This is a genomic window from Megasphaera massiliensis, from assembly GCF_000455225.1.
In the GTDB taxonomy this organism is placed as follows: Bacteria; Bacillota; Negativicutes; order Veillonellales; family Megasphaeraceae; genus Megasphaera; species Megasphaera massiliensis.
Map to the genome: position 1 here is coordinate 42,616 of NZ_HF954532.1, position 16,790 is coordinate 59,405.

The 16,790-nt window shown below is 48.7% G+C and carries 16 protein-coding genes and 1 pseudogene; 3 read left to right on the plus strand and 14 right to left on the minus strand.

What is annotated here, in order from left to right:
* Window positions 1–100 precede the first annotated feature (100 nt).
* From TX77_RS00310 to TX77_RS00350, 11 genes and pseudogenes are all read right to left on the minus strand, one after another.
* Window positions 101–1,444 (minus strand): acetyl-CoA hydrolase/transferase family protein, encoded by a 1,344-nt coding sequence (locus TX77_RS00310; protein WP_044502835.1) that lies wholly within the window; start codon window positions 1,442–1,444, stop codon window positions 101–103.
* 207 nt (window positions 1,445–1,651) lie between these two features.
* Window positions 1,652–1,900, minus strand: a complete 249-nt coding sequence (locus TX77_RS14290; RefSeq protein WP_353867037.1) for a DUF4160 domain-containing protein — start codon at window positions 1,898–1,900, stop codon at window positions 1,652–1,654.
* A 193-nt stretch (window positions 1,901–2,093) separates the two neighbouring features.
* Entirely contained in the window at window positions 2,094–3,110 is a 1,017-nt protein-coding gene (locus TX77_RS00315; protein WP_230197976.1) for a transposase, read from the minus strand.
* Window positions 3,111–3,188 (minus strand): annotated as a pseudogene (locus tag TX77_RS13955) (helix-turn-helix domain-containing protein); the annotation flags it as partial.
* A gap of 24 nt (window positions 3,189–3,212) precedes the next feature.
* The gene (gene tnpA, locus TX77_RS00320) at window positions 3,213–3,608 is read right to left on the minus strand and encodes an IS200/IS605 family transposase (protein ID WP_044502836.1); all 396 of its coding nucleotides are present in this window, start codon (window positions 3,606–3,608) and stop codon (window positions 3,213–3,215) included.
* A 131-nt stretch (window positions 3,609–3,739) separates the two neighbouring features.
* The gene (locus TX77_RS00325) at window positions 3,740–3,973 is read right to left on the minus strand and encodes a hypothetical protein (protein ID WP_044502837.1); all 234 of its coding nucleotides are present in this window, start codon (window positions 3,971–3,973) and stop codon (window positions 3,740–3,742) included.
* A gap of 221 nt (window positions 3,974–4,194) precedes the next feature.
* Window positions 4,195–6,261 (minus strand): elongation factor G, encoded by a 2,067-nt coding sequence (gene fusA / locus TX77_RS00330; RefSeq protein ID WP_044502838.1) that lies wholly within the window; start codon window positions 6,259–6,261, stop codon window positions 4,195–4,197.
* A gap of 171 nt (window positions 6,262–6,432) precedes the next feature.
* Window positions 6,433–7,659 (minus strand): FprA family A-type flavoprotein, encoded by a 1,227-nt coding sequence (locus TX77_RS00335; RefSeq protein WP_044502839.1) that lies wholly within the window; start codon window positions 7,657–7,659, stop codon window positions 6,433–6,435.
* Between the two features lie 24 nt (window positions 7,660–7,683).
* Window positions 7,684–9,600: an acyl-CoA dehydrogenase family protein gene (locus TX77_RS14395; RefSeq protein WP_081651665.1), complete on the minus strand. Its 1,917-nt coding sequence runs from the start codon at window positions 9,598–9,600 to the stop codon at window positions 7,684–7,686.
* Between the two features lie 31 nt (window positions 9,601–9,631).
* The gene (locus tag TX77_RS00345; protein WP_044502840.1) at window positions 9,632–10,039 is read right to left on the minus strand and encodes an RrF2 family transcriptional regulator; all 408 of its coding nucleotides are present in this window, start codon (window positions 10,037–10,039) and stop codon (window positions 9,632–9,634) included.
* A gap of 301 nt (window positions 10,040–10,340) precedes the next feature.
* Window positions 10,341–11,525: a M20 metallopeptidase family protein gene (locus tag TX77_RS00350; protein WP_044502841.1), complete on the minus strand. Its 1,185-nt coding sequence runs from the start codon at window positions 11,523–11,525 to the stop codon at window positions 10,341–10,343.
* Between the two features lie 197 nt (window positions 11,526–11,722).
* On the opposite strand from TX77_RS00350, the gene TX77_RS00355 reads away from it, so the two are divergent.
* On the plus strand, window positions 11,723–13,090 hold the full coding sequence (locus TX77_RS00355; protein WP_044502842.1) for an aminopeptidase: 1,368 nt from the start codon (window positions 11,723–11,725) through the stop codon (window positions 13,088–13,090).
* A gap of 116 nt (window positions 13,091–13,206) precedes the next feature.
* Here TX77_RS00355 and TX77_RS00360 read toward each other — a convergent pair whose 3' ends face one another.
* Window positions 13,207–13,761, minus strand: a complete 555-nt coding sequence (locus TX77_RS00360) for a PadR family transcriptional regulator (protein WP_044502843.1) — start codon at window positions 13,759–13,761, stop codon at window positions 13,207–13,209.
* A gap of 185 nt (window positions 13,762–13,946) precedes the next feature.
* On the opposite strand from TX77_RS00360, the gene TX77_RS00365 reads away from it, so the two are divergent.
* Complete coding sequence (locus TX77_RS00365) at window positions 13,947–14,477, plus strand: phenolic acid decarboxylase (protein WP_230197978.1); 531 nt, start codon at window positions 13,947–13,949, stop codon at window positions 14,475–14,477.
* A gap of 86 nt (window positions 14,478–14,563) precedes the next feature.
* Here TX77_RS00365 and rarD read toward each other — a convergent pair whose 3' ends face one another.
* Entirely contained in the window at window positions 14,564–15,451 is an 888-nt protein-coding gene (gene rarD, locus TX77_RS00370; protein WP_044502845.1) for an EamA family transporter RarD, read from the minus strand.
* Window positions 15,452–15,592: 141 nt separating this feature from the next.
* A complete protein-coding gene (locus tag TX77_RS00375; RefSeq protein WP_044502846.1) occupies window positions 15,593–16,276 on the minus strand; it encodes a Crp/Fnr family transcriptional regulator in 684 nt (227 codons plus the stop codon).
* A 57-nt stretch (window positions 16,277–16,333) separates the two neighbouring features.
* Here TX77_RS00375 and TX77_RS00380 point away from each other — a divergent pair, with 57 nt between their 5' ends.
* Window positions 16,334–16,726, plus strand: a complete 393-nt coding sequence (locus TX77_RS00380; RefSeq protein ID WP_044502847.1) for a TIGR04076 family protein — start codon at window positions 16,334–16,336, stop codon at window positions 16,724–16,726.
* The last annotated feature ends 64 nt before the right edge of the window (window positions 16,727–16,790 follow it).

Here is a 16,790-nt window from a genome sequence, read left to right on the forward strand (position 1 = left end):
CATTATATTATAGCAAAGTTTTATTGTTTTTAATAGTCCGGCGCTAAGATTCAGCATTACAAAAGGCCGCCCAAATGGACGGCCTGTAAATTTAAAGGTTTTATTTTTTATTGCTGTAGCGCCAAATTTTCATTTTTTCGGCTTCTTTGATGAGGTCTTCCCGGAAGTCAGGATGAGCAATGCTGATCAGGCGTTCTGCCCGTTCCCACGTCGAAGCCCCCATGAGATTGACCATGCCGTATTCGGTAACGACAAAGTTGATCTGGGACCGCGGGTCGGTAACGGTCGTTCCCGGAGCGAGGGTCGGCAGGATACGCGATTCATCGCGGCCGGTCTTCTTATTGTGGAAGGTCGAGCGAAGGGCGATGATGCTCTTGCCGCCCGGCGAACGATAAGCGCCGTCCGTAAAGTCGAGCTGGCCGCCGCTGCCGCTGATCTGCTGCGTTCCTGACGATTCGGAAGAAACCTGGCCGAAGAGGTCGACTTCGATACAGTTATTGATAGAGATGAAGTTATCCATCTGAGCGATGACAAAGGGGTCGTTGATGACGTCTACCGGGTAAGCTGCCAGGTACGGGTTGTCATCCATCCAGTCATAGAGGTCCTGCGTGCCGAGGGCAAAGGACCAGCTTACCTTATTGGGGCAAAAAGCCTTGCGGCGGTTAGTCAGCTGACCGTTCTTATACATCAGATAGAAGGCGTCGACGAGCATTTCCGTGTGAACACCCAAATCCTTCAAGTCCGATTCAGACAAGAGGGCGCCGATCGTATTCGGCAGGCTGCCGATGCCCAGCTGCAGGGTCGCACCGTTAGGAACCTGTTCAACGATCATTTTGGCAATGGTGGCGTCGATATCGTCCCCCGTGGCAAAGGGAATCGTTGCCAACGGATGATTGCCGTATTCGACGATACCGTCGATGTCGCTGATATGAATGCATTCGCCGCGGCCGCCGAGGACGCGAGGCATAGCTTCATTGACTTCGACGATGACTTTCTTAGCCTTCTGGGTAATCGCTTCCGTTGCCGATACAGCCAGGCCGAAGTTGAAGAACCCGTGTTTATCCATAGGGCCGACCGTGATGAGGGCCACGTCGACGTCAAGGAGGTCACGGTACATGGACGGTTTATTGCGATAGCACATGGGGATGAAGTTCATCTGGCCGAGTGCGCATTTTTTCCGGTCATAGCCGCCCATATGCCAGTTCATGGCCGTAAAGGCTTTGCGGTCCGGATCCTGTTCAATGATTTGACGGGGAGCGACGGAAAGACACATGCGGACTTTTACGTCCTGCAGTTCGTCCCGCCGGGCTGCCAAGGCCTGGTCGAGGAGAACCGGCTGGGTCGTACCCATACCGTAATCTACCCAGTCGCCTGATTTTACGACTTTGACCGCCTCTTCAGGGGTCATCAATTTTTGTTTGTACATGTCTGTCCATTGAGACATAGAAATCACCCTTTCCATAGTATCTATACTAATTGCATAGTACGACGTTTTACGTTTACTTATAGTCATATTATACGCCGCACAGCCGGCCGTTACAAGCGTTACAGTAAAGTATCACATGCTAATTACGCATAGTTATTCCAGATGCTGCCGCGGAGACAGAATTTGCGCAAACAAAAAATAGGTCCACAATATGCGAACCTATTTTTAGCAGTAAAAAGTGATTTCTTCAAAATGTTCTATCCACCTTTTTACGATTAACTTGTGATTTGCTTCAATACTTCTTAATAAAAAGTTCAAAGCCGATTTCGGAATCCTAGAATTATTATTACACAATAGAGCTCCACCTTTACTCGTAATCCAAATTTTTGTCGCATTTTTGGCAGGAGTTCCCTCTGCAATATGAACATGTATAGGTTCAATAGGGTAGTTTTCATTCGACCAAAAATAAATCACATAGGGACCGATTCTAAATAAAGGTTATGAATACCGCCTTCAGCGGCTAATTGCATAAGTGAACGTACTTCCGCCTAAAAGGCGGGAGCTTCCTGATTCTACGAGAACAGCGCTGCAGCTCCGAAGAACTACGCGTCTTACACACTCTCCACAGGCGTAGATTCCCGTGCGACCCACGGTATATATCTGAAGCTCAAGCTAGCACTATACGTTTTGCTTCTTCGCGAATGTTTATGGCAGCATTCTTATCACGATGATGATGTATCCCACATTCCGAACACGTCCACTCGCGAACCGATAAGTCTTTTGTATCCGTATTTTGATACCCACAGCGATGACAAATCTGGCTGCTGGGATACCATTTATCGATTTTAACCAGAGGTTTTCCCTGCCAGGCAAGCTTATAGGAAAGCATCTGCACAAAAAGACTCCATCCATTATCGGCTACGGATTTGCCGAAGCTGAATTTACGGCCTTTCTTATGTTTGGCCATCGCCTTGAGGGAGATATCTTCGATCCCAATAGCATCATAGCGGCCGACAAGAAAGCGGGATTTCTTGTGCAGAAAATCGCGGCGCTGATTCGCTACTTTCTCATGCAGTACAGCGATTCGTTTTCTTTGTTTCTCGCGATTTTTACTGTCCTTAGCCCTTCGACTCAGGATTCTTTGCGCTTTAGCCAATTTTTTCTCGGCTTTGCGCAGAAAATCAGGATAAGCAGCATCCGGTTCGTCCGAAGCCACGTAAAGACCCTTCATAGCAAAATCCAGTCCCAGAAAACGCTTTGGTATTATGGGGAGCACTTGATTTTCGTACTCGACCAATATACTGATATAGTATTTTCCAGCGGGTGTTTTGCGAATAGTAACGGTCTTTATGATACTGTTTGGCATGAGTGGACGATGCTGGCGAAGTTTCACCCAGCCGACTTTTGGCAGTTTGATCTTGCCATCTTCGATACGTACGGACCCCTTCTGGTTATTCGTAGAATATGCGAAGCAGCCGCTCTTTCGGGACTTGAAACGCGGCTTGCCAAAATGCTTCGGATTTTTCCAGAAATTATTGTAGGCCCGATTGAGGTTCAACTGAGCATTGGCTAATGCCAGACTGTCCACTTCCTTGAGCCAGGGATATTCTGCCTTATACTGTGCCGGCGTATTGTTCAGCTTTTTGCCGGTCTTCTGGTAACAGTCTAGGCGGTCATCGAGCATCTTATTGTAGATGAACCGGACACAGCCGAACGTCTTGGCAAACAGGCTTTTTTTGTTCGATTGTCGGATACAGACGATAGCGGTAGGCCAGATTCATACGATTCACCGTCCTTGATGTTCGATGTACTTTCGGATGATTTCTATGGGAGCACCGCCAGGGGGCAAAAGGAAAAAACTACGCGACCAGAACATCTCTTTCCAGAGCTTTTGACGGACCTCCGAAAAATCCTTTTTGATGAGTCTGGAGCTGGCACGCTTATAGGCGTTGATGAACTTTGACAGTTCCGTATTCGGATGTCCACGAAATAGGATATGTACATGATCTTGGTCATGATTCCATTCTTCCAAAGTGATATGATAAGAAGCACCGATTCTCACAAAAATATCCTTTGAAAACTGACTCAGGGATTCGGAAAACACCTTGCGTCGATATTTCACGAATAAGACCAAATGGTAATGAAGCAAGAATACTGAATGATTATTATTGTCTAATTCCATGATATATCACTACCTTATGCCTTATACGACTGATGACATCATAGAATGACACTGCAGCCAATCTGTCTGGCTCCATTACTTGCGTAAATTCGCCAGACCCGCGTTAATCCCCTACCTTAAGAGGTAGAGGATTAACGCGGAGAGATTAAATGCGAATTATCGTGAACGAAAGCATCCCATTCCTTGATATCAGACTCTGAATATCCTTGAATATCCTGCCATTTATAGTTGGGCAGGATGCAAGTTGCATGATTAAAACCTCCATTACACGGTGTTTCAATATACACTTTTACGGTTCCGTCTCCCTGGATTGACGAATGCGTAATCTCCGTATCGTCCGCCAAAGTCATGTAAGGGTACATCATAAGCTTTCCTCCCTGATATTAATGTTTATTTTTATTATATCACACCCGGCCTCATTAGAATCAACTTACGAACATACCATCTCCTACATGATGATATGTTCAAGTGCAGGGACATTCATAAGTTACCGCGCCTATAGCGATCGAGTAGAAAAAAGGCACTGACCGAAAGAAATTCTCCCGGCAGTGCCCCCTTTTACCATATAGCAAGATAGGCTTCCGTTCTATTCGGCCTGTCTCTTTTCAATGATTTCATCCATGATTTTTTTCGGTACTTCTTCATAGGCATAGAATTCCATATTGAAGGTACCCTTGCCCTGTGTCATGGAGCGAAGAATCGTTACGTAATCCCGCATTTCAGCCAAGGGAACCTGTGCCTTTACGACGATGATGCCCTTGCGGTTACGATGGTGTTCCATACCGAGGATTCGGCCGCGGCGGCTGCTGAAGTCGCCCATGACATCGCCCATATAATCTTCAGGGATGACGACGTCGACGTTGTAAATCGGTTCCAAGAGAATCGGTTTAGCTTCCGGTACGGCCTTCTTTAACGCCTGGCCGGCAGCGACCTTAAAGGCCATTTCTGAAGAGTCGACCGGGTGATAGGAACCATCCGTCAGAGTGACTTTGACATTGATCATCGGGAAGCCGGCAATAAGTCCCTTTTCCAAGGTTTCACGAACACCTTTTTCAACGGCCGGAATGTACTGTCTCGGGACGGCGCCGCCAAAAATCTTATCGACGAATTCAAAGGGTTCACCCGTCGTGAGCGGTTCGATATCGAGGAATACGTGACCGAACTGACCGTGACCGCCACTCTGTTTCTTATGTTTGCCTTCGGCCGTCGCCTTTTCCTTAATCGTTTCCCGATAAGGAATGTACAGTTCTTCCTGTTTCGCTTTCACACCGTATTTCCGTTCAATCTTGATGAGGATGTGATCGAGGTGGACGTCGCCCATGCAGCGAACGATGAGCTGTTTTCCTTCTACGCTCTTGTCGATGGTGCATGTCGGATCTTCTTCACTGATCCGCAAGAGGGCGTTCATCAATTTTTCTTCTTCGCCTTTCTTTTCCGGAACCAGGGCTACCGTATGGAGCGGGTTGGGGAAACGAATGGGATCATAGGTCACTTGGAAATCAGGAGATGCAAAGGTATCGCCGGTACGGGCATGAGCCAGTTTCGGCAGGACAACGATATCGCCGGCAACAGCAACGGGAACGGGAATCGGTTCCTTACCGACCAAGGTCAGTACCTTGCCCATCTTTTCATCTTCGCCCTGGGTTACGTTATAGAGCCGGTCGCCTTCTTTGAGTTCGCCCGAGAAAATGCGGACATAGCTGAGCTTTCCAGCAAAGGGATCGACGACGGTTTTAAATACGAAAGCCGTAAAGGGTTTATTGGGATATACCATGACCGGTTCTTCCGTCTTCTTATCGGTCCCCATCATGACCTTCTGCGAAGCATCGGGCATGTAGGTAATGATACGGCGCAGGAGTTCAGCCGTACCGATATGGTGGATAGCACTGCCGCACATCAGCGGGCAGACGCGGCCCGTAAGCATCCCTTGATAGAGTCCCTTGCGGAGTTCCTCGATGGTCAGTTCATCGCCGTTGAGGTATTTTTCCAACAGTTCATCGTCGCCTTCCGCAGCGGCTTCCATGCACATTTCACGCACTTCACGAGCCTTGGCCATGTATTCCGGCGGAACTTTAATTTCCGTGCATTGTCCGTTATTCCATTCCCAGGCGACCATTTTGCAAACGTCGATAATTCCGCGGAAATCTTTACCTTCACCGATCGGAATCTGAAGAGGCATGATGGATTTACCGAATACGGAGCGCAGTTTTTCCAAGCAGCCAAAAAAGTCAGCGTGTTCTACATCCATCTTATTGACATAGACCATGCGCGGCAGTTTCAATTCGAGACCGTAGTCCCAAGCCCGTTCGGTATCCATTTCGACGCCCGATTCTGCCGATACGACCAACAGAATGCCGTCACTGGCTCTGAGGGCAGCGCGAACTTCACCGCAAAATTCAGAGTACCCCGGCGTATCGAGGAAATTCAGTTTATAGCCTTCCCATTCGCAAGGAGCAATACTGAGCTGAATCGTTACGTTACGCTTAATTTCTTCCGGTTCATAATCCATAATATGCTTGTTGTCTTTACCGACGCCGACGGCATCGACAGCACCGCAGGCCAGCAGTAACGATTCAACAACCGCCGTTTTGCCGGCGCCATCGTGCGAAAGTACAGCAACGTTGCGAATTTTATCACTTGTGTATTCTTTCATAAAACAATCGCCTCCTATGGAATCAGTTACTATTATATATTCGCTGTAAGGCAGGCAGATTCCTTTTTTCTCTTGCATTTTTTTAAAAATTATTATGCAAATTCTAAAAACATAAAAAATTGGACCCGGATAGAAATCCGAGTCCAATCTCAGGGAAGAGAAAGAGTATGATTATTTTACGTCAGTGTTGTTAATGCTTTCGACCAAAGCGTCAGCTAAGTGTTCCAGTTCTACCGCTTTGTCGTCATGCATGGCCGAAGCGAGGGACAGGCGTTCATTGAGGATGGTCATATTAGACAGGTTATTGTCGATGAATTCCTGCATCAAATCGCCGGATTTTACAGCCCAAGAGCCGTTTTCGATCAAGGCAATCGTCCGATTCTGTACGTGAAGAGCCTTCATGTGTTCGAGGAAGTCCAGCATGACCGGATAGATGCCCAGGTTATACGTTACCGAAGCCAGTACCAAGTGAGAGAGCTTAAAGGACTGGGAAATCAATTCCGAAACGTGAGTTGAAGAAACGTCGCAGATCCGGATATTGGTAACGCCCTTTTCGCAAAGTCTCGAAGCCAAGTTCTGAGCAGCAGCTTCCGTGTTGCCGTACATCGAAGAGTAGGCAATGAGGACGCCTTTTTCTTCCGGTGTATACGTGCTCCAGCGCTGATATTTGTCGAGCAGATAGCCGAAGTCTTTTCTCCAGACCGGACCATGGAGCGGGCAAATGACTTTGATTTTATCCAAGACCGTCGCAGCTTTGCCCAAGAGGTGCTGTACGTGAGGGCCGTATTTGCCGACGATGTTGGTGTAATAACGGCGTGCTTCATCGAGCCAATCGCGGTCGAAGTTAACTTCATCGGCGAACAGTTTGCCGTCAAGAGCGATGAAGGAACCGAAGGCGTCTGCCGAGAAGAGGATGCCGTCGGTGAGGTCGAGGGTGACCATAGCTTCCGGCCAGTGAACCATCGGAGCTTCTACATAGGTTACGGTATGTTTACCGAAGGTCGTCGTGTCGCCTTCCTTGACTTCGATCAATTCCTGGTTATCGATTTTAAATCCGAACTGACGCATGAGCATGAAGGATTTTTCCGTGCTGATGATTTTAACATTCGGATAGCGGAGAACGATTTCTTCCATGCTGGCGCAGTGGTCCGGTTCCATATGGTTAATGACCATATAATCGAGGTCGCGGCCGTTGAGAACGTGTTCTACGTTTTCTAAGAACTGACGGCAGACAGCCCAGTCAACCGTGTCAAACAATACCGTCTTTTCGTCGAGCAAGAGGTAAGCATTATAAGAAACGCCCAAGGGAATGGGGTGAATATTTTCAAACAAATGTAATCTATGGTCATTAGCACCGACCCAAGAAACATCTTTTGTTACTTTGCGTACGCAATACATAATTTATCGACTCCTTTCGCCGCACTATTCTTGAATAAAATGACTCTTTTCTTCAGCGCATTCCGGGCAAACCCAATCATCAGGCAGGTCCTTGAACAAGGTTCCCGGTGCAATATCAGCTTCTTCATCACCTAATTCAGGAATATAGACATAGCCGCAGCCGTTGCAGACATATTTCGGGCCAATCGGTTCCGGTTTAGGAACGACCGGGCGTTTCATCTTAACCATCGGCGGAGCCGGCTTTTTATCTTCCAGGCCGAGTTCCTGTGCTAAGAGCGGCAGGATTTCCTGAACGTCGCCGACGATACCGTAGTCGCAGTTTTTAAAGATTGGAGCGTTGCCGTTTTTATTGATAGCTACAATTGTAGATGCATCTTTGATGCCTTTCAAATGCTGTTTCGCACCGGAAATACCGCAGGCAATGTATAAGTTGCCCGTGAACTTCTGGCCGGACATGCCGACATAGCGATTGAGCGGTACATAGCGGAGGGTTTCAGCAACCGGACGGGACGAGCCGATAGCAGCCCCGGCAGCCTTTGCCAAATCTTCGATAAGCTTCATGTTTTCTTTTTTCCCAATGCCCTTGCCAGCTGAGACAACACGTTCTGCCTCAACAATAGGCGTATCTGCTGCAATACCGACGGAGAAGTCATATCCGTCATGTCTGAGGGCGTCTGCGAGGGCTTTGACTTTGTCTTTTGCGCTTCCGTCGCGAAACAACTGGTTTTTACGGATCCCCGTAACCGGAGCTGCTTTCTTCGGAGCCGAGCTGCGGCCGGCACCACCATCTGCTTTGCCGATTTTGCCCAACAAGTGAGCAGCAATGACGACGCGCTGAATTTCATTGGTACCTTCATAGATCGTCGTGATCTTAGCATCGCGGTAAGCACGTTCGACGTCCATGCCTTTCAAGAAGCCGGAGCCGCCGAAGATCTGAAGGGCTTCGTTGGTGATTTCGATGGCCGAATCCGAAGCGTACATCTTAGCCATAGCCGCTTCCATGCTGTACGGTTCGTGTTTTTCTTTTAATTCAGCTGCCGAATAAATCAGGTAACGGGAAGCGCGCAGCTTCGTTGCCATATCTGCCAATTTAAAGGAAATGCCCTGGTGAATGCCGATAGGCTGACCGAACTGGATACGTTCTTTGGCATAGTCAAGTGCACTTTCATAAGCGCCCTGAGCGATACCCAGTGCCTGAGCACCGATACCGATACGGCCGCCGTCGAGAGTTGCCATAGCGATCTTGAAGCCCTGGCCTTCTTTGCCGAGCAGGTTTTCTTTCGGAACTTTGACGTCATTGAAAATCAATTCTGCCGTCGAAGACGAGCGAATACCTAATTTATCGTAATGGTCGCCGAAGCTGAAGCCTTCCCAGCCTTTTTCTACGATGAAGGCCGAAATGCCTTTGGTGCCGATATCCGGAGTCGTAACAGCGAAGACGACGTAAATATCAGCTTTCGGAGCATTGGTGATGAAGATCTTACCACCGTTGAGCAGGTAGTAGTCCCCTTTATCGACAGCCGTCGTTTCCGTACCGCCGGCATCGGAACCTGCATTTTCTTCAGTCAAACCGAAGGCGCCCAGTTTTTCCCCTTTTGCTAAAGGAACCAAGTATTTTTTCTTCTGTTCTTCATTCCCGAAGGCTGCGATCGGATACGTGCCCAACGAGGTGTGAGCCGACAGGATAACGCCGACACCGCCGTCAACGCGGGAGAATTCTTCAACAGCAATGGCATAGCTCGTGACATCGAGGCCTGCACCGCCGTATTCCTTCGGATACGGGAGACCCATCCAGCCATGTTTGCCCATAGCCTTTACGATTTCATCCGGAAATTCATTGTTCTGGTCCAGCGAAAAGGCGATCGGTTTTACTTCCGCTTCCGCAAATTTGCGGATCTCTTTTCGTAAGGCTTCATGTTCGGCAGTTGTTTGAAACAGCATATCATACTCCTCCTTTATGGATACAACTTGATTAACTATTCTTTCCTATGATTTCCCACAGGCTTTTTGCACGCAGCTTTTGATTGATTTCTTCTTGAACGACGCACAAGTTCAAGTGGATTTTGCAAATCCCGTGAGTCCTGCGCCATTCACAATCATACGAACCCTGCATGCATGCCGTTACATGGGCATCACCCTCCATAATCGTAATCAGGTCATAGAGGCTGACGTTCTTTAAATCTTCGACTAAGTGGCAACCACCTCCCGGTCCTCTGGAAAGCTTAACAAGCCCAGCTTGCGATAGTTTTTTTAGGATCTTGTAAGTAAATGCCTGCGGAACCTGTTCATCTTCGGCCAGCGAACGCACACTATGCTGTTTTTCGTCCGTCAAGGCACGCAACATCCGCAACGCATAATCCGTTTGCCGATTCATAAACATAAAAAGCACTCCGTATTCGTAATTAGTATTTGTAATTCTTGCCTCTATCATATTTTTTTGGACAAAAAAAGTCAAGAGTTATGGGTATGCTAAAAAATTAAGATGTAGCCTACATCTATGAGTATTCTTAAAAGATTGAAACTTTATCACTGATAACCATTATTATTATTTCTTAGTGACACTATAGCCATCCCCTTTCCCCTAAAAGGTAAAAAAATAATTCTTTCTAAAAAAGAAAAGAATTATGCAAAAAAAGAGATCTCCTGTGACTGCTAGTCATAGGAGATCTTTACGTTATATTTTATGCCGTTTTTGCAAGTACTAAGGATACCATGATTTCGACACCGATGGGCAGGCATTTTTCATCGACGGCAAAATGTGTATTGTGCAGGGGATAGACCGTCTGCCCCTGGGGCGTCGCACCGAGCCAGAAAAAGCCCCCGTCAAAGTGCTGCAGGTATCCTGAAAAATCTTCAGCCGTCATAGCCGGTTCCTGAACATCCGCCAATCCTTCGTCTCCCAGACACTGACGGACGACGCCGGCAATAAAATCGGCCTGAGCCGGCGTATTGCGGACAGCTGCATAGCCCCGTTCGTAATAAAGGGTGCTTTCCGTCCCGTACATGGCGTCCATGCCCTTCAGTGTATCCTGAAGATACGTTTCGACAGCATCTTGTGCTTCTTCATGATAGGTCCGGCAAGTCCCTTCAATTTCCACGGTGTCGGCAACGACGTTGTACCGCGTACCGCCGGTGATCTTACCGAAGGTCAAGACCGCCGGATACAATGGATTTACCCGACGGCTGACGATGGTCTGGGCCGCGGTCAGGAACTGAGCTGCCGCAACGATGGTATCTACCCCTTTATGAGGCATGGCGGCGTGACTGGTCTTGCCTTTCATGACGATGCGAATGTGATCCGATGCAGCCATCATCGGCCCCGGCAAGACCCCAATAGCACCGCTGGGCAAGGTCGGCCAGACGTGGAGGCCGTAGACGGCGTCGATGCCGTCGAGAGCCCCGGACGCAATCAACCCCTTAGCACCGCCGACAGGTGATTTTTCTTCAGACGGCTGGCAAATGAAGACGACCGTCCCCGAAAGGTCGTCCTTTATCCGGCTCAGCACTTCCGCTGCCCCGAGGAGAATGCTCATGTGGCCGTCGTGGCCGCAGGCATGCATCTTGCCGGGAGACTTCGACGCAAAGGGAAGTCCCGTTTCTTCCGTCATCGGCAAGGCATCCATATCGGCCCGCAAAGCGATGACCGGGCCCGGCTTCCCCCCTTTTAAATAGCCCAAAACAGCCGTCGTACCGGCGACGTGTTCCTCCACCTCCACGCCGAAAGAGCGGAGTTTTTCCGCCATAAAGGCCGCCGTATTCACTTCTTCACCGGATAGCTCTGGATTTTCATGAATATGACGCCGCATGGCAATAATATCCGGCGTAACTTCGTTTATTATCTTCTTTATACCCCTCTTATCCATCATCATAAATCCCCCTATTTATGAATTTTTATTTATAAAATATGGTTAATAATACCACTGTTTTTATAATAATACAATAGTTTCTTTTATTTTATTCAGTAAAGAATAGTATGCATCCGGGGATAAGATTTCAATACCCGCGACAAAGTGGACTGATTTGGAGTATAATAGACAATAATATGTTTAAAGGAGGATCACTCATGAAAGCATTTGATACTGAAAACAGTGCCTGGTCCCGCTTTTCAGCCGAACAGCGCTACCAGATGGAAACGTACAGCAACCAATACCGTCAATTTCTCGACACAGCCCGGACGGAACGCCTGGCCAACAAAGAAATACTCCGCCAAGCCAGGGAAGCCGGCTTTAAGCCCCTCAGCGACTATACCAGCCTCAAGGCCGGCGATAAAGTCTATTGGGACCAAAAGGGAAAATCGGTCATCTTAGCCGTCATCGGCTCCTCGCCCATTGCAGAAGGCCTCAAGATTGTCGGCTCCCACATTGACTGCCCCCGCCTCGACGTCAAGGCGATTCCGGTCATTGAACAGGATAAAATCGTCTACTTAAAAACCCATTATTACGGCGGCGTCCTGAAGTACCAGTGGGTCTGCATGCCTCTCTCCCTCATCGGCGTCGTCTATAAGGCAGATGGAACGCGAATCGACGTCTCCATCGGTGAAGATCCTAACGATCCCGTCCTCTTCATCAATGACCTCCTGCCCCATCTCGGCAAGGATCAGGCCGCAAAAAAACTGAGCGAAGCCATCAGCGGTGAAATGCTCATGCCCCTCGTCGGCATTCACACGGAAGAAGAAAAGACGAAACCGGCCATCTTGACCCTCTTAAAAGAAAAATACGACATCGAAGAAGAAGACTTCACCAGTGCTGAACTGGAAATCATCCCGGCCGTCAAGAGCCGCGACGTCGGTCTCGACCGCTCGATGATCATGTCCCACGGTCACGACGACCGCGTCTGCTCCTATGCCAACCTGGCCGCTATCCTCGATGCCAAGGCCGGCGAAAAGACACAGGTCGCCCTCTTCGCCGATAAAGAAGAAATCGGCTCCGTCGGCAACACCGGCGTCCAGTCCTCGTACTTCCCGGACTTCATTGCCGAACTCCTGGCCCTTCAAAATCATCCGGAAGAAATCTGGCTGCGCCGGACGATGCGCAACAGTGAAGTCTTGTCGGCCGACGTCTCGGCCGCCTTCGATCCCGTCTTTGCCGACGCCTACGAAAAGCAAAACTCGGCCCAATTAGGCTACGGCATCTGCCTGTGCAAATACACCGGCGCCCGCGGCAAGGGCGGCAGCAACGATGCCAACGCCGAATTCATGGCTAAGATCCGCAGCATCTTCAACGAAAACGAAGTGCCCTGGCAGGTCGGCGAACTCGGCAAAGTCGACCAGGGCGGCGGCGGAACCATCGCCTACATCATGGCCGACTGGGGCTGCGACGTCGTCGACTGCGGCGTTGCCATGCACAGCATGCACGCTCCTTTAGAAATCGTGGCCAAGGCCGATGCCTACAGCGGCTACCTCGCCTATAAAGCCTTCTTTGAAAGTAAATAGGCGGCTAACGTAAGAAAAAAACGATATAAAACGAACGCTCCCTACCGTCAGCGATAAAAAATTTGACGGTAGGGAGCGTTTTTTTGGCCCTTCAGGCCCCTCTTTCGTTACGAACCTTATTGATTTTTACCCGGCAGCCGTTTATAAGCCTCATGGAGCCAGGCTAACAGATCTTGTTCGCGGCGAATGGCCCGCTCTAAAATCAAGGCATGGCCGAAGTGAGTCTCTTCCTTTCCTTTTTCGGCAAATAATGCCTTCCAGCGCGACTGCAAATAATCGAGTTTTTCTTCATGGCGCAAAATTTCTTCCTGAAACAACGCCACCAGCAGCGGATTCTCTGACGAATCCATAAAATAGACCTTCATGGCAAATTCGTCTCGCGTCGGCGGCAGCGAACTCAACGATTCCGCCAGCCATTCATTAAATAAGGCTTTCCCGGCCGCCGTAATGGTGTACTTTTTCTTAGTCAGCTTACTGCCGACAACCTCTTCATGACCGATGATGAAGCCGTCCTGTTCCATGCGACTGAGCTCCGGATAGATTTGGCTGTGATTGGAGTACCAAAAATCACCGATTTCGCCTTCAAAGGCTTTCTTTATATCATAGCCCGCCAGGGGCTCCTTTGACAGTAACCCTAAAATGACATATCTCAATGTATTCTTTTGAGCCACGACAGTTCACCTCTTTCAAATTTCGGATGAGTAAAAATAGTTAAACCAAACCTTGACTTTTCCTATTACTAAGTATATCATATGCAGTGTAAACAAACATGTAATTATTTACATGTTATAATTTAAGCATTTATCATACATTGCCCTATCCTTCACAGGGGTTCAAGATACAGGAGGTTATGACCATGGAATTCAAAGAATTAGACGATTTTTTAGGCACCCATTTTATTTACACCTACGATAACGGCTGGGAGTACGAATGGTATGCCAAAAACGACCACACCGTTGATTACCGCATTCACGGCGGCATGGTCGCCGGCCGTTGGGTAACGGACCAGCCGGCCGATATCGTGAAATTGACCGACGGCGTTTTTAAAGTTACCTGGACGGAACCGACCGGCACCGACGTCGCCCTCGATTTCATGCCCAATGAAAAGAAGATGCACGGCACCATTTTCTTCCCGAAATGGGTCGAAGAACATCCGGAAATTACGGTCTGCTACCAAAATGAACATCTCGATCTCATGCATGAATCCCGAGAAAAATACGCCACCTATCCGAAACTGTTAGTCCCGGAATTCGCCACCATTACCTACATTGGCAAGGCCGGCCAAAACAACGAAGACGTCATTGCCGAAGCGCCTTACAAAGGCATGACCGACGATATCCGTGCCGGCCGCTATTTCGACAGCGACTATAAGCGCATCAAAAAATAATATCCGGAATGCAACAGAGACTGTGCATAGAATGTGGATGAAAAGCCTCATTCCGGCACAGCCTCTTTTTTTATGTTGTTATGTTGTTATGTCGTTTGACGAAGACGATGGATGGTTTGATAAATTCCGTACATGTAAAGGGCCACCGCCACCCAGGCAAAGCAGAAGGTCAACAGGAGCGGTTCGGTAATGACTTCGCCGGACAAGACGCCGATAATCAAGGTAATGCTCGGTGAAAAATACATTAAGATGCCGCCCGTCGTCATGGGAATGCCTTTGACACCGGCCGAAAAGAGCATCATCGGAACGGCCGTAACGACGCCTGTCGCCGGCAGGAGCAGCCATTGCCAACCGCTGAATGTGCCTGCCGCACCGATACCATTGGCTTCACTAAAGAGAATAAATGCCAAGGCCAGGGGGACCATGGAAAAGGATTCGATAAAGACCGATACCTGACTGTCGAGGACGACCTTTTTCTTAATCATACTGTACGTCGCCCAGGTCAGGCAAATGATAAAGGACAGCCAAGGCACGACGCCATAGATAAAAAAGGCCAGGGCCAATCCAAGACCGGCCACAAAGATGGACAGCTTCTGGATAGGACGCAGTTTTTCCCGGAAAATCAGGCCTCCAAAAAAGACGACGACGATAGGATTGATAAAATAGGCCAGACTTGCTTGCAGAATAAAGCCCCGCGTCGTCGCGTAAATATAAGAACCCCAGTTAAGGGTGATAAAGATACAGGCCCCGGCAATATAAGGCCACTGCCAGCGCTCCTTGGCAACGCCTTTCAGGCCCGGCAGGAGATGTTTTTGGAGAATCAAGAAAAAGCAGAATACCGAAGCCCAAATAATACGAGATGCCAGCGTATACAGCGGCGGCAGCTGACGCAAAAGCAGCCAAAAGGCCGGAAGCACGCCCCAAATGACCTGACTCAGAATAAAGTAAACATAATAGATTTTCGTTCCCTTCATGGCACACCTTCTTCCTGACAAAATGATTACACCATCATATTGCGCTACGAGTCCCCTGTTTGTCAACTATTTCCCCGTTCAATAAAATTTCCAGTCTGCGTCATTTGATGTAGAGCCACCTGACCGGAATGATCTATAATGCTAAAAAGACAGGGTCTCACCGGAACAAAGGGCCATGAGTCGTTCGGCATCGATGACAGCAATCTGCTTGCGGCTGGTCGTGATGATGCCGGCCCGGCGCAGTTTAGTCAGGTTCCGGGTGACGTTGATCAGGCTGACGCCGAGGATGTCGGCCAAGTCCTCTTGGGTCAGATTATACAGGTTCTGCCCCTGTTCATCCGCTTCTCGCAAGAGGAGCAGATAGAGGAGGTTGCACAGTTTTACAAGAGAGCTGTTAAACTCTTGGTGAGCGCCGTCGTAAATAAATAGGTTGACATAGGCGCTGTACCATTCGATGATATGGTGCCGCAACGCTTCGTTCTCGCCAAACATAGTCTCAAACTGAGCCATCGTAAACTCCAAGGCCTCCACCAGGGTCAATGCTTGGCTTAAAAGAGATTCTTCAATCTTATAATTTTGGTAGTGAAAACCGGGAAATACCGTCCCGCCGGCATGGAAATAAAGAATTTTCCGATAGCCCATTTCATGCTCCAAGTAGTTTTGGACAACACCCGTTTTTAAATAATGGATGCGCCCATAAGGCTCGCCGGGCTTCCAAAGATAGTCGCCCTTTTCGAAGGAAACCTCCTTATGAGGGCAAGACAGAAAATAGTCTTCTAAATCGCGGAAATCCTCGGCAAAAATATATTTCGGCGTAATAGCCATGTCCTCACCTCGTTTGTCAATCGATTACCCTTATTTTATCAGAAAAGGAGACCTATCATGAAGCACAAAGTAAAAGTTACTATCCTCGACAAAAAACTATATCCCGAACTCCAGCAGCAGTACTGTGCCGATCCCAATTCCGGTGCCTGTCCCTGCTACCACGTCGGCGACGAGTACATCTTCGAACGAAATGAAGAAAACGACTCCTTCTGGCGCATGGGCCTCGATACCTTAGTGACCTCTCACGGTAATCCGGACACGACGGCCGGCGGCCCGAAGATTCCCCATTGCTCCGAAGCCTGGGATGCCATCTCCCGCTATATCTACGCCGGCCTACAAGGCGGATCGATCATGAAGGGCTGGATGAAGGAAGAAAACACGATGATTGCCTGCTGCAGCGACGGCACCAGACCGGTCCTCTTCAAGATTGAACGGATTGACGAAGAATAAACGATCTACATGGCGTCGCAAAAAAAAGGCGCTTGAACCAATTTCATTATACTCAAAAAATAAC